The sequence below is a fragment of the Marinobacter xestospongiae genome (assembly GCF_023156385.1).
GTDB classification, from domain to species: Bacteria; Pseudomonadota; Gammaproteobacteria; order Pseudomonadales; family Oleiphilaceae; genus Marinobacter; species Marinobacter xestospongiae.
Genome location: NZ_JAKZAK010000001.1, coordinates 340,263 through 352,817, shown reverse-complemented (window position 1 = coordinate 352,817; position 12,555 = coordinate 340,263). Strand labels below are relative to the sequence as shown.

10 protein-coding genes are annotated in these 12,555 nt (G+C 60.5%); 4 read left to right on the top strand and 6 right to left on the bottom strand.

Annotated elements, in window-relative coordinates:
- Positions 1-38: 38 nt before the first annotated feature.
- Together MLD24_RS01600 and MLD24_RS01595 are read left to right on the top strand one after the other, a co-directional pair.
- On the top strand, positions 39-1,127 hold the full coding sequence (locus MLD24_RS01600; protein WP_248163329.1) for a lysylphosphatidylglycerol synthase transmembrane domain-containing protein: 1,089 nt from the start codon (positions 39-41) through the stop codon (positions 1,125-1,127).
- Positions 1,124-3,373 carry a glycosyltransferase gene (locus tag MLD24_RS01595; RefSeq protein ID WP_248163328.1) on the top strand — a complete coding sequence of 750 codons (2,250 nt, stop codon included), beginning with the start codon at positions 1,124-1,126 and terminating at the stop codon, positions 3,371-3,373. Before MLD24_RS01600 ends, MLD24_RS01595 begins: the two co-directional genes overlap by 4 nt.
- Here the strand turns inward: MLD24_RS01595 and MLD24_RS01590 are convergent.
- Entirely contained in the window at positions 3,359-5,098 is a 1,740-nt protein-coding gene (locus tag MLD24_RS01590) for a putative bifunctional diguanylate cyclase/phosphodiesterase (RefSeq protein ID WP_248163327.1), read from the bottom strand. The two genes, MLD24_RS01595 and MLD24_RS01590, sit on opposite strands and share 15 nt — an antisense overlap.
- A gap of 351 nt (positions 5,099-5,449) precedes the next feature.
- Here MLD24_RS01590 and MLD24_RS01585 point away from each other — a divergent pair, with 351 nt between their 5' ends.
- On the top strand, positions 5,450-6,394 hold the full coding sequence (locus tag MLD24_RS01585; RefSeq protein ID WP_248163326.1) for a YbgA family protein: 945 nt from the start codon (positions 5,450-5,452) through the stop codon (positions 6,392-6,394).
- A gap of 19 nt (positions 6,395-6,413) precedes the next feature.
- Here MLD24_RS01585 and MLD24_RS01580 read toward each other — a convergent pair whose 3' ends face one another.
- The 3 genes from MLD24_RS01580 to MLD24_RS01570 all read right to left on the bottom strand — a co-directional run bounded on the left by MLD24_RS01580 (position 6,414) and on the right by MLD24_RS01570 (position 9,064).
- Positions 6,414-7,145, bottom strand: a complete 732-nt coding sequence (locus MLD24_RS01580) for a DUF481 domain-containing protein (RefSeq protein ID WP_248163325.1) — start codon at positions 7,143-7,145, stop codon at positions 6,414-6,416.
- 35 nt (positions 7,146-7,180) lie between these two features.
- On the bottom strand, positions 7,181-8,182 hold the full coding sequence (trhO, locus tag MLD24_RS01575; protein ID WP_248163324.1) for an oxygen-dependent tRNA uridine(34) hydroxylase TrhO: 1,002 nt from the start codon (positions 8,180-8,182) through the stop codon (positions 7,181-7,183).
- Between the two features lie 159 nt (positions 8,183-8,341).
- Positions 8,342-9,064, bottom strand: a complete 723-nt coding sequence (locus tag MLD24_RS01570) for a DsbA family protein (protein ID WP_248163323.1) — start codon at positions 9,062-9,064, stop codon at positions 8,342-8,344.
- 140 nt (positions 9,065-9,204) lie between these two features.
- Here MLD24_RS01570 and MLD24_RS01565 point away from each other — a divergent pair, with 140 nt between their 5' ends.
- Entirely contained in the window at positions 9,205-10,167 is a 963-nt protein-coding gene (locus MLD24_RS01565; protein WP_227174499.1) for an NAD(P)H-dependent flavin oxidoreductase, read from the top strand.
- A 39-nt stretch (positions 10,168-10,206) separates the two neighbouring features.
- Here the strand turns inward: MLD24_RS01565 and MLD24_RS01560 are convergent, their stop codons facing one another.
- Both MLD24_RS01560 and MLD24_RS01555 read right to left on the bottom strand, forming a co-directional pair.
- Positions 10,207-11,685: a DUF5666 domain-containing protein gene (locus tag MLD24_RS01560; protein WP_248163322.1), complete on the bottom strand. Its 1,479-nt coding sequence runs from the start codon at positions 11,683-11,685 to the stop codon at positions 10,207-10,209.
- Positions 11,682-12,527, bottom strand: coding sequence for a DUF6502 family protein (locus MLD24_RS01555; RefSeq protein WP_248163321.1), 846 nt, complete (start codon positions 12,525-12,527; stop codon positions 11,682-11,684). The genes MLD24_RS01560 and MLD24_RS01555 overlap by 4 nt, the downstream gene beginning before the upstream one ends.
- Positions 12,528-12,555 lie beyond the last annotated feature (28 nt).

The following is a 12,555-nucleotide window of genomic DNA, read 5'->3' as shown; positions in this document are numbered from 1 at the left end:
ATGGTTACACTGCGCCGTCATCCTTCGATGGAACGCGCATGAGTGACACACGGATTGATTCGCCGTCCCAGACCTCGTCCAACAGGGAAGAAAACCAGGGCTCCGGCACACGCCTGCTGCTCTTCAGTGCCCTGTTCCTGGGGCTGACCGCCCTCGGGCTCTACACCATCTGGGATCGCTTTGCCGGTCGCAGCATTGCCTTCGATGACCGCCTGCTGTCCCCCATTTCCCTGATTGCCATCACCGGTCTGGTGCTGCTGTACTTCCTGATGGACGGGCTGCGTCTGCACTTCACCCTCCGGGCCCTGGGGCACCGGCTACCGATGGCCGCGCTGTTCAAGCTGGTGTTCATCAACCTGTTCTTTTCCAACGTCACACCGATGGCCACCGGTGGCGGCGTCGCTCAGGTGGTATACCTGCGCCAGCACGGCATTCCCCTTGGCCGGGCCACCGCTGCCACCACCATCCGCACGGTGCTGGCAGTGGCGGTGATCTTTACCCTGGCTCCGCTGTTCCTGATGTGGCTGCCCGCCCTGCAGTCCTTCTCGCTCAACCAGCAGCTGGGCACTGCCCTGGCGGTGTTCGCCGCCATCTACCTGACCTTCTTCGCGCTGGTGCTGTTCCGTACCCGCTGGCTGCTGGTGCCGTTGCAGGCAATGCTGGCGGGCCTGCACCGGGCCCATGCGCTGGGTGACGACCGCTATCGCCGCTGGCGCTTCCGGCTGAAGCGGGAGCTGATCCGCTTTGCCCAGAGTTTCCGCGCCTATCTCGCCGGCCCCCGCCGCTGGGTGGCGCTGTCGGTGCTGTGTACCGTCGGGTTCCTGCTGTGCCTGTTCAGTCTGCCGGCGGTCCTGTTGGCGGCACTGGACTACCAGATTCCTTACCTGACGACCCTGGGCCTGATGACGGTCACCACGTTCGTGATGTATTTCGCGCCGACCCCCGGTGCCTCCGGCATCTCCGAGGGCGTGTTTGGCACCTTCTTCCGCGACCTGCTGGCGGGCCAGCACCTGGTGCTGGTGACGGTGGCCTGGCGCTTCCTCACCATCTACCTGGGTATGCTGATCGGCCTCATTCTGCTGCAGCGCGACCTGGCCCGCCAAAGCAAGGACACCAAGACCCCATGATCTTCCGCCACCCCCTGAAGGCGCTGTTCTACCTCAACCTGCTGATCATCCTGCTGCTGATTGGCTACAAGGTGTACCTGAATCTTTACGGCCCCCGACTGGAAGCGATCCACACCGACCAGGTCGCCGAGCTGCAGGCATCCCTGACCGCCGATCAGCCGTTCTCGTTCGCGGTGGTTGGCAACATCAACAACTCGGTCGGGATCTTCGAGCAGCGTATCGTGCCGGAACTGAACCGCTCTGGCGTGGATTTCCTGGTGTCCGCAGGCAACGCCGTCAGCAGTGGCGGTGAGGACAAGTACCGGGCACTGCAGGGCACCCTGGGACACCTGCAGATGCCTTACCTGTTGACCTTTGGCGAAAACGAGCAGGAAAACTTTGGCAGCTTTCGCTTCTACGACCACTTTGGCCCGCATTTCTACAGCGTGAGCGCCGGCAACAGCCGGCTACTGTTCCTCGACAGCACCGGCAAGACCCCCTGGCGCTGGCAGATCCGCTGGCTGGACGAACAACTGGCCAGCGACGACAGTCCCCACCGCTTTGTCTTCATCAACCACCCGCCCTTCAGCTCCGGCAAGGACCTGCTGTTTGGGATGGAGGACAAGCACCTGCAACCGGTGGAATTCCGTCAGGCGCTGATGTCCCTGTTGCAGCAACACCGGGTGGACGCGGTGTTCTCTGCCAGCATTCCCATCTTCGCCGAGCAGAAAGTTCACGATACCCGGCTCATTACCACCGGCGGTGCCGGCGGCCTGGTGCTCAACAACGAGGACAGTTTCTACCACTACGTACGGGTGACGGTGCCGGAGGACCCGGATGCAGACGTGACCATCGAGCTCAATCGGCTGGAGATTGGCCAGCACCCGGTGATGAAGCAACTGGAGAGCTTTTGGTTCTTCATCTACTCCCTGTTCTATGTCGGCTACCTGAACTTCCTGCTGGTGCTGGCGGTGTTTGTGGTGATCGCCATTCGGCTCTACGTCACCGTGTACGTCGGTCGTGACTACTACCCGGATTATGACCTGGACCCCACACCCTGGCTGAAACGGCCATTGAAGGTGGCCATGTTCACCAACAACTACCTTCCGTTCATCGGTGGCGTGCCCATTTCCATTGAACGCCTGCGCCGAGGCCTTAAGGCGCTGGGCGACTCGGTGCTGGTGGTGGCTCCACGCTATAGGGACCAGCCAGCGGAGGAAGAGCAGGTTCTGCGCATACCCTCACTGCTGGCGCTGGGCGAAAAACGCGAGTTCCGTCTGGCCAACATTTTCCTGCCGCGCCTGCGGCGACGGGTGGCCGACTTCCGCCCCGATCTGATCCACATTCACCACCCCTTCTGGATCGGCTCCCTGGGGCTGTTCGTCGCCCGCTCACTGCGAATCCCGGCGGTCTACACCTACCACACCCGGCTTGAGCACTACGCCCACTTCGTGCCTCTGCCCGGGCGCCTGTTCCGTAACCTGATCTCCCACGAGATCATCAAGCGTTTCGCCAATCGCTGCGATGCGGTCATCGTGCCCACCTACTCCACCGAGGAGTATCTGCGGATGATTGACGTCAAGACTCCCACCTACGTGCAACCGACCGGTATCGAGTACCAGCGTTTCCAGGAGGTAGATCACCGCGAGGTCAACAAGCTGCGCCAGCGACTCGAACTTGGCGATGAACGGGTGTTTGTGAGCGTGTCGCGGCTGTCCAATGAGAAGAACATCGATTTTATGATCGATGCCATCGATCAGTTGCGGCGTCGCACCGACGTGCCATTCCGGTTCCTGATGATTGGTGATGGCCATCAGCGCCGGCGACTGCAGAAGCGCATTGATGAGCTGGACCTTGGCCGGCACTTCACCCTGGTCGGCGCCGTTCCCCCGGACGACATGGCCACCTGGTACCACCTTGGCGACGCCTTCGCGTTTGCCTCCAAGTCGGAAACCCAGGGCATGGTGATCCTGGAAGCCATGGCGGCGGGCCTGCCGGTGGTGGCGGTGCGTTCCAGCGGCATCGACGACGTGGTACGAGACGATCACAACGGCTACAAGACCCCGGAAAAGCAGCAGCTCTGGCTGCAACGGGTGCAACAGTTGCTGGAGGATGACGAGCTGCGCCAGCGCCTGGCAGACAACGCCCTGTCATTTGCCGCGGATTATTCGGTGGAGCAGTTCGCTGACGACGTTCGCACCATCTACGCGACCGTACTGGCCAGCCGGTTTGGCGAGCCGGAGGACGACCGTTCAGCGGAAGGCTGACCAATCCGCTCCTGTCGTGGTTGCCAGAAAGGCCACCAGTTCGTCAGCAGGCATCGGAAGGGCATAGTAAAACCCCTGGGCGGCATCGCAACCCAGATCGCGGACCAACCGGTCCTGCTCCGCGGTTTCGACGCCCTCCACCAGGACCGTCAGGCCCAGCCGGTGACCGACCTGGATGATCGCCTCCAGGATGGCCATGTCGGCGTCGTTGCCGAGTGCGTTCTGCAGGAACAGCCGGTCGATCTTCAGGGTGCACAGCGGCAACCGCCGCAGATACACCAGTGACGAGTAGCCGCTGCCAAAGTCGTCAATGGCAATATGGCCGCCGGCGTTGTAGAGGCGATGCAGCTGGGCCATCTCAGCGTCCTGGCTCGACATCATTTCGTGCTCGGTCAGCTCCAGCCCCAGCTGTTTGAGCGGGATTCCGAACTGACGCGTCACCTCGAGCACCTGGTCATCAAAGCGCTGCTTGATCAGCTGATTGGCGGAAACGTTGATATCCACACGCAGACCGGCCAGGGGCGTCGTTTGCCACTGTGCCAACTGCTGGCAGGCCTGCTGCAGCACCCACTGGCCGATCTCCCGGATCAGGCCTGACTTTTCTGCCACCGGGATAAATTCCGCCGGCGACACCGGCCCCCCTTCCGCCGGGAAACAACGCAATAACGCCTCACAGGACCTGATCCGACCGCTGCGCAAGTCAACCTGGGGCTGGTAGTAGAGCTGGAACCAGTCGCGCTCCAGGCCCTGGCGGATCAAGGTCACCACCTGCTGGTGACGGTGTAGCTGATCGGAAATGGCCTGGCTGAAGAAGCAGTAGCCGTCTCGCCCCCGGGCCTTGGCCTGGTGCATGGCGGCGTCAGCCGCACCCATCAGCGAACGGCTGTCACGGCCATCATCCGGAAACAGACTGACACCGATGCTGGCGCTCAGGGCGTAGTCGACGTCATCGACCACCAGGCAATCCGCAAACTGGTCGCGCAGTGACTGCAGGAACCCCTCAACCTCCGGTCGTCCGTCGACGTCCGCCAGAATGGCGACAAACTCATCCCCACCAAAGTGACTGAGCCAGTTTGGCGGACCAACCACCAACGCCAGTCGCGCGGCCACCGCCTGAAGCAATCGGTCGCCGAGATCGTGGCCAAGGGTATCGTTTATCAGTTTGAACTCATCCAGATCGATGAACAACAGGGCCAGCCGCTGCCCCTCGTTCCCGGCCCGGGTGATCCGGCAGGCCAGCTCCTGCTCCATGCTGAAGCGGTTGGGCAACCCCGTCAGGCCATCATAATGAGCCTGCCGAACCAGCTTCTGCTCCGCCCGCTTTTGCTCCTGCAGGCAGACATCGATACAGAACATCTCGCAGGCCCCGGAGGCCTGGCGTAGCAGTACGTGGCTGGAGTACACCGGCACGGTATGACCATCCCGATGCTGCAGTTCCAGCTCCGCCGAAGGAATCGCCACCCCCTCGGCCAGCCAGACTCGATGGGCCTCGATCACCTCGTCACGCATGCGGTGAGGAATGATCAGGTCCTCCAGGCGGCGGCCCAGGGCTTCTTCTGCGGAATAACCGTAGATCCGGGTGCTGGCCTGATTCCAGTAGATGACCCGCCGTTCGCGGTCGTAACCCTGCACAGCGACCATGGGCAGCTGTTCGATCAGCTGGAAGAACCGATCCTCATCGTTGGCCAGAGGGTCGTCTGCGGTCTGCGCGGAAGCGTCAGCCATTGTTTTCGATGGACGGGATGGTTTGGGTGTGTTGATGGACATGGTAACCGAGTGCTCCTGCCGGCAGCTATGCTTTTGCCTACCTATTACGCTGGTCGAGGTAACCTCGGATCGCGCAGAGGCGATTCGAAGTTCATCAGAGGCGCCCTGATGTCCCGTCTGACGAATTCCTTGGCCAGACAGGACACTAGTTATTAATAGCAGCTTGGCGTGGGTTTGCAGGAGATCGTGGGTTTGCCAGTATTTCTGTGCCGGGGAGGCTCTGATGCGCTCCCTGGCGGGGTCTGAGAGATCGGATTACACTGAGGGTTCGTAGAGCCTTTTAGGTAATCAACGAAAGGAGTGATCGCCGTGACAGGAATTCCGGTTGGTATCAGCACCTGCCTGCTGGGGCAGAACGTCCGCCATGATGGTGGCCACAAGCATTCACGCTTCTGTACGCAGGTACTGGCGAAGCACTTTGAGTTTCGGCCCTTCTGTCCGGAGGTGGCCACCGGCATGGGCACACCGCGGCCGGCGATTCACCTCCGTGAGGTCGGGGAGGAGCTTCGACTGGTGGAGTCCAAGGGCGACGCCGACCACACCGACGCCATGCATGAGACCATCGCACGCGCCCTGCCGGGCCTGTCGCACCTGCGCGGCTACATTTTGATGGCCAAGTCTCCCAGTTGTGGCATGGAGCGCATCAAGGTCCACAACGACCAAGGCCGCACCATCCGACGCGATGCCCAGGGTCTGTTTGCCGAAGCACTGATGAAGGCCTACCCGCTGCTGCCGGTGGAGGAAGAAGGCCGGCTCCACGACGACCAGCTGCGGGAGAATTTCGTCGAGCGGGTGTTTGTGTACGACGATTGGTTGCAAAACGTAGCGGCAGACCTGACGCCCAAGGCTCTGATCGATTTCCATACCCGCCACAAATTCCAGTTGCTGGCTCACAGCGAGGCGGTTTACCGCCAACTGGGACCAATGCTGGCGGACCTGAAATCCCAGCCCCTTGAGGCACTGGCGGATCGTTACATTCAAGCGTTCATGGGTGCGATGACCCAGAAGGTCAGTCGCGGAGCCCACGTCAATGCCATGCAGCATCTGATGGGGTTCCTGCGGGCCTCGATGGGCAGCGAGGATCGGGCGGTGTTGGTGGAACAGATCGAGGCGTACCACCGGGGCGAAACCCCGCTGGTGGTGCCCATGACACTACTGCGAATGGCGCAGCGCCGGGAACCGGTGGACTATGTGGAAATGCAGCATTACCTCACCCCCTACCCCGACGAACTGGGGCTGAGAAACCGGGTTTAACCCGGGCTCAGCCCTCACTTCAGAAGCCATACAACAGCGACACCGCAGTCTCGGTATCGACGTTTTCACTGTCTCCTGGCGGTTCAGACAGGTGCTTGAGCCGGAACGCCAGCTTCATCGACAGGCTGCCATTGATGGCGGCCTGTAGCGAGGTTTCCGATTCGCTGACGGTATTACCGTCGTCCAGTCCCACTTCCGTGCTGAGCGTCTGTCGGACCAGAGCGGTTTCCGACAGACTGTAATCCAGCCTCCCGGAGAGTCTGGCAATAGCCTCTTTCTCTTCCCGCTCACCGGTATCATCCGGTTCATCAAACCGGTTGAAGCGATAACCGCCACCGGCGGACAGCTCCAGGAAAGATCGCTCCCCCTGCTGCCATAGCCGATGACCGTAACCGGAGGTCAGCGATGATTCGAAATCGTAGCCGGAGAAGCGGTCGTCCTCATAGCTGCCGCGGAGAAACCAGAACTGCCGCTCACTGAACTTGTAGTCGGTCTGGGCTGAGGCCCGATACTCCTCCGAGGTGGTTTCACCATCTGCCTTGGAATACAGCGACGCCAGCTTGAGCTGGTTGCGCCAGCCCGGCACGTCATTCACCAACGCTACGCGGGTATTGATGTTGGTCTCTTCGGTGTTGCCGGAGGTGATCAGCACCCCCAGCTCGGCTTCCCCACCCCAGTCTTCCTGGTTGGTTACGGCGCCGGCGCCGGAGGCGCAGGCCATCAGAATGAGAGTGGATAGCAGACGTTGCATGGGTCGCCTCGTTTCAGGATGAGTGGGCCGGGGTGTCAGCCTTTCTCCCCGGCTTGACTGAGTTCGGCCTGCCGCGCACGCTCCGCTTTCTTGCGGGCCTTACGCTCGGCAATAATGTGGGCCGCCTCGCCACCGACATGGGTTTCCCCCCGCTGCCGCGCCAGCTGCATCTGCTTTTCGCGCTCGGCAAAGCGGGCTTTCTGGGCCTCGGTCAGGCTGTCGGCACACTGGTGACAGCTGACGCCCTGACGATACTCCGGCCGCTGCTTGTCGGCGTCGGTGATGGGCCGGCGGCAGGCGTGGCACTGGTCGTAGTCGCCCCGCTCAAGGTTGTGGTCCACGGTGACCCGGTCGTCGAACACGAAACACTCGCCCTGCCAGAGCGACTGTTCCTGGGGGACTTCCTCCAGATACTTGAGAATCCCGCCTTTGAGGTGATAAACCTCATCAAAGCCCTGTTCCTTGAGATAGGCCGTGGACTTCTCGCAGCGGATACCGCCCGTGCAGAACATTGCCACTTTCTTGTGCCTGGCAGGATCGAGATTGTCGCGGACGTAATCCGGAAACTCCCGGAACGTGTCCGTAGCCGGGTTGACCGCATTCTTGAAAGTCCCGATTTCCACTTCGTACTGGTTGCGGGTGTCAATCAGCAACACCTCCGGATCGGAGATCAGCTCATTCCACTCGGCAGCGTCAACGTAGGTGCCAACAACCTTCTTGGGATCAATGCCTTCCACACCCATGGTGACGATCTCTTTCTTGAGTTTCACCTTGGTGCGCTTGAACGGCTGGATATCGACAAACGATTCTTTGTAATCAACGCCGGCAAAGCGCGGGTCACTATCGATCCACGCTTTCACGGCATCGATACCCTCGCGACTGCCGGCAATGGTGCCATTGATACCCTCACGGGCCAGCAGCAAGGTGCCGCGAACATCCCGGGACAGCATCAGGTCCAGCAGTGGCTGGCGAAGGGTCTGAAAATCATCAACAACGGCGAACTTGTAAAGCGCGCAGACGACAACGGATTGACTCATAACTTTCTCCTGCGGGCCGGATCGTAAATCCGGAGCACGATGGGTGGACACGGCGGTGACGCCAGTGTCCGGCATTCTAAGGCTCAGGCGGCGCGACGCAAGTCCGTAGCCTCCACGAGGCAATGCCAACGTCTCGCCGCCGGTCTACACATGCCGCTTTCAGCGCGCCAGTTCGCGTTCAACCACAGCGGACAACTGCCCCCAACCGGGCCGGGTCAGCGGGATGTTGTCGACCATCACCGTCGGCGTGCTCATGACCCGCAACTGACGGGCCACCGCGGCACTGTTCTCGATGGCCTCCCGGTGCAGGTCGGTTGCCATACAGCGACGGAAGCGGGACTGATCCAGCCCCAGGTCGCCGGCATAGCGGGTGAAGATCTCCGCTGCGGACTCGCTGTCGCTCCAGGCGCTCTGCCGGGCGAACAGGCGTTCGTGCATCGGCCAGTACTGGTCCTGATCACTGGCACAGCGAGCGGCCATGGCAGCCGGGATGGCATTGGCATGCTGGCGCAGCGGCAGGTCGAAGTACACGAAACGCACCTGACCGGAAGCGACAAACTCGGCCTTCAGTTTCTGGCTGGCCTCAGCAAAGTTTGCACAGGCAGGGCATTGATAGTCAGCGAACTCACGCACCACCACCGGGGCATCCGCCGGGCCGATGCTGACACCATACTGATCCAGTTCCGCCGGGAAAGGCCCGGCGTCCTCTGCCGCCACCGGCAACGACGGCGATTCCGCCGCCGGCGGCTGGCTGAGCCAGACCACACCGGCCACCAATGCCAGCGCGATGGCGCCTCCGGTAATCATCCATCCCGTGCGTTTGCCACCACGGCTTTGACCCGTTGGTGCTCCACCCGTCTGGCGGCGCTTTGCCTCGCCCATAATGTCTCCGTTGTATTCGGGTTGTTTGTGTCAGAGCGGGAAACCGCTATGATCGACAGTTAGTAAGGTGCCTATGTATCTTGGGAGCCTCTGATCAGCTCCCCTGGCTTTATGACAACACGATAATAACAGGAGTTACGATGGCCATACCTACCCCCCTGCAGAACACCCTCTCCCTGCCGCTGATTGCTGCCCCCATGTTCCTGATCTCTGGCCCGGAACTGGCCCTGGCCTGTTGCAAGGCAGGCGTTGTCGGCAGCTTTCCCGCCCTCAACCAGCGCACCAGTGAAGGCTTCGAAGACTGGCTGGAGCAGATGAACTCGGAGCTGGCCGCCTACCGCGAGCAGCACCCCGATACCACGGTCGCGCCGTATGCCGTCAACCTGGTGGTCCACCGGACCAACCCGCGCTGGCAGGCAGACCTGGAACTGTGCGTGAAACACCAGGTGCCCATTGTCATTACCTCACTTGGCGCCGCCAGCCAGGTGGTCGAAGCCGTGCACAGCTATGGCGGTCTGGTGTTTCATGACGTCACCAACCGAAAACACGCCCGCAAGGCCGCCGAGGCCGGTGTTGACGGCATCATTGCGGTGGCCGCGGGAGCGGGTGGACACGCCGGTACCACCAATCCGTTGGTCCTGGTCCATGAAATCCAGCAGGTGTTCGACGGCACCGTCATCCTCGCCGGTGGCCTGTCCAAAGGCGAAGACCTGCTGGCCGCCCAAGCCCTGGGTGCGGACCTCAGCTATATGGGCACCCGCTTTATCAATACGCGGGAATCCCGGGCTGAGCAGGCCTACCAGCAGATGATCATTGAATCCGCCTCCGAGGACATTATCCATACACCTGCAGTATCCGGGGTACCCGCCAGTTTCATGCGCCAGAGCCTGGAAGCCGCCGGTTTCCCGATGGACAAGCTGAATCAGGCAGGGGATGTGAACTACGGGGAAAAGCTGAAGCCCATGGACGATGAGGCAAAGGCGTGGAAAACCGTGTGGTCGGCGGGGCAGGGTGTCAGCCTGATCGATACGGTGGACTCCGTTGAGTCACTGGTTAGCCAACTGCAGACGGAATACCGCAACGCCCGCAGCCGGCTGGTGTGAGGGTGACGGGCCTCTGACGCTCAGAGGCCCGGCTTTGCGTCAGTCGTCATCATCGTCGTCGACGTCGACTTCCAGGATTTCATAGGAGCCATTGTCCAGCAGGCGGTACTGGACACCAACCACCCGGCCCGGGAGCAGGGCCTCGGCGTCGTCGAGAGTGGAATTCTCGGTGATGGCCATGGTCACCCCGAGGATCTGCAGATCGGTCATGGAGGACTGAATCAGGTTGCCCTCCAGTTCAAAGCTGGCCACTGCACCCGGCTCATCACTATCACCGTCGGCTCCATCCTCCGAGTTCCGTTCAATCTTGACGGCCTCGAGGTAAACGTTGCCTGCGGCATCCAGTTTTTCAATACCATCAACTTCAATGCTATCGCCAAGCTGCAATCGCTCAAAGGTCATTCGAAGACCTTCCTGATCATCGTCTGCAATCAGGGTCGAGGAGTTGACGAGAACCGGCACGCCACCCACTTCCAGCCGCTGGGTTGAAAGGTCTGGAACCTGGGTAATAACGGCTTCTACTTTGGCACCGGATTCCCGACGCTCAACCGATTCAGCAACCAGGACGCCTTCGCGGATTTCGCCTTCAACTTTGACCAGGAGATCGTTGCCGAAGTCTTCGGCATTCAAGCCAGCGAACTCGGTATCAGCACTTAATTCAACCAACTGTCCGCCAACCCGATAGAAACCCAAACTTGGGTTGACAGCATTGGCAGGCCCAGACAGTTCGGTATCCGCACCCTCACTGCTGCGGTAGCGCGCGCCATCATGGGGACGTATGGAGCGCGCCACAATGGTGCCATCCACCAGTGCGCCTTCCACTTCCAGCAAACGGCCATCGCCCAGCGCGTCTTCGCTGAGGCCACTGGATGCCAGGCTGGCGGAAGAATACTGAACCAACTGCCCCTTAATCCGGAAGCTGTTCAGGTTCGTTTGCATCGAGAAGCTGTCGACCGAACCTTCAACTTCGATGTCATCCTCAAGGCCGTCTTCAATCAACCCTATGAACGACGCACGATAGCCATTATCTGCCAACCAGGCACTCACCCGAACAAAATCACCGTCTTTCAGCGAGGACAGTTTGGTATCTTTGAATACAGTCTGAGTATCCGCTCGCACCGCCTGTCCGTACATAGAGAACGTCAGACGATCCCGTTTTTCGTCAAAGACCACATCAGATACCTTGCCTCGCAGGGTATCGTCATACTCCAGAGCTGTGGCGGTGCCTTGGCCATCATCCTGCCACTTGCCCTCGACTCGAACGATCATGCCCTTTTCAAGTAGGGCTTCAGTGTCAATACCATCGTTACTGGTGATCTTTCCATTCAGCGAGCTGGTATCGAAGCGAACGCCGTTTACGAAGACACTGCCAAAGCCCGAAACCGGGCCTACACTGTCACCAGTGCCCCGGATACCGCCATCTGCGATATCAATGCCACCGTCACAGGCCGCCAGGACTCCCAGTGCGGAGACACCCAGTACCAGTTTCAGCGATGGGCGCGATTTCGGATCGGTCATGATTCGTGCTCTCTTTCCTTGGGTGGCTGGATCGGATCTTCAAAGTAAAAAATGCTCACACCGGTCCGAACGGACTGGGAGCTTTCATGTTTGCCGGATATGTCCCTGTCATAGGGTCCCAACCAGCGATCGAGAGATTCTAGCAGTGCCTGGGACTGGTCGGCAGCGTAATCACGCCAGGCGTCCAGAACCTCGGCGGGGATATTGTTGTAGGTCAAGGTGCGCTGGAACAGGGGCTGATGTCCGGCTTCAGTACTGACCAGATTGAAGTCCACCGTCGAGATCAGATCGGAGACATCCTCACCGAAGATGTTGAGGAGTTCGGCATCGTCCCCAACTGGCACGTAAGCGCGCTTGCGCAGCACCAGGCCTTCCGCCTGTGCCACAACGCCAACTCGCAACAGCTCATCCAGAACGGCCCGAGGCGTCATATCGCCACTGTATCGACGAACCAGCTCCGAAAAGCCCAGCTCACCATCAAAAGACAGTACCCGGGGCTCTCCCTGATCATCCTGGAAATCCGTATCGTGTACCCAGCCGGAGACTACCCGTGATGCGCGATTGGTGTGAACCCGGTCCTCAACTGTTGCCTCTTCGTCGGCCAGGGATTCCCGTAATCTCTTGACTTCCTTACGGGTCAAGCCGGTCATCACCGCGGCTTTGGAGTCCGTGGTTTTTCGGCGACCGTGATTGAAATCCTCCAGGGACGCCTGGACATAGGCGCGCTTGACCAGCTCGGCAAATTCCCCATAGGGAATGCCATTACGCAGCAACAGCCTAGCCAGTGGCCGCAGTATACGGAACAGGGCCTTGTGGAGGGGACGATCTTCAGATGTGCTCATGTTTGGGATTGTATTCCCATAGAAGGGA

Bases quoted from the DNA above. Each gene is read 5' to 3' on its own strand.
- MLD24_RS01600 (WP_248163329.1), top strand. From the start codon at position 39: ATGAGTGACACACGGATTGATTCGCCGTCCCAGACCTCGTCCAACAGG.
- MLD24_RS01595 (WP_248163328.1), top strand. From the start codon at position 1,124: ATGATCTTCCGCCACCCCCTGAAGGCGCTGTTCTACCTCAACCTGCTG.
- MLD24_RS01590 (WP_248163327.1), bottom strand. From the start codon at position 5,098: ATGGCTGACGCTTCCGCGCAGACCGCAGACGACCCTCTGGCCAACGAT.
- MLD24_RS01580 (WP_248163325.1), bottom strand. From the start codon at position 7,145: ATGCAACGTCTGCTATCCACTCTCATTCTGATGGCCTGCGCCTCCGGC.
- trhO (WP_248163324.1), bottom strand. From the start codon at position 8,182: ATGAGTCAATCCGTTGTCGTCTGCGCGCTTTACAAGTTCGCCGTTGTT.
- MLD24_RS01570 (WP_248163323.1), bottom strand. From the start codon at position 9,064: ATGGGCGAGGCAAAGCGCCGCCAGACGGGTGGAGCACCAACGGGTCAA.
- MLD24_RS01565 (WP_227174499.1), top strand. From the start codon at position 9,205: ATGGCCATACCTACCCCCCTGCAGAACACCCTCTCCCTGCCGCTGATT.
- MLD24_RS01560 (WP_248163322.1), bottom strand. From the start codon at position 11,685: ATGACCGATCCGAAATCGCGCCCATCGCTGAAACTGGTACTGGGTGTC.
- MLD24_RS01555 (WP_248163321.1), bottom strand. From the start codon at position 12,527: ATGAGCACATCTGAAGATCGTCCCCTCCACAAGGCCCTGTTCCGTATA.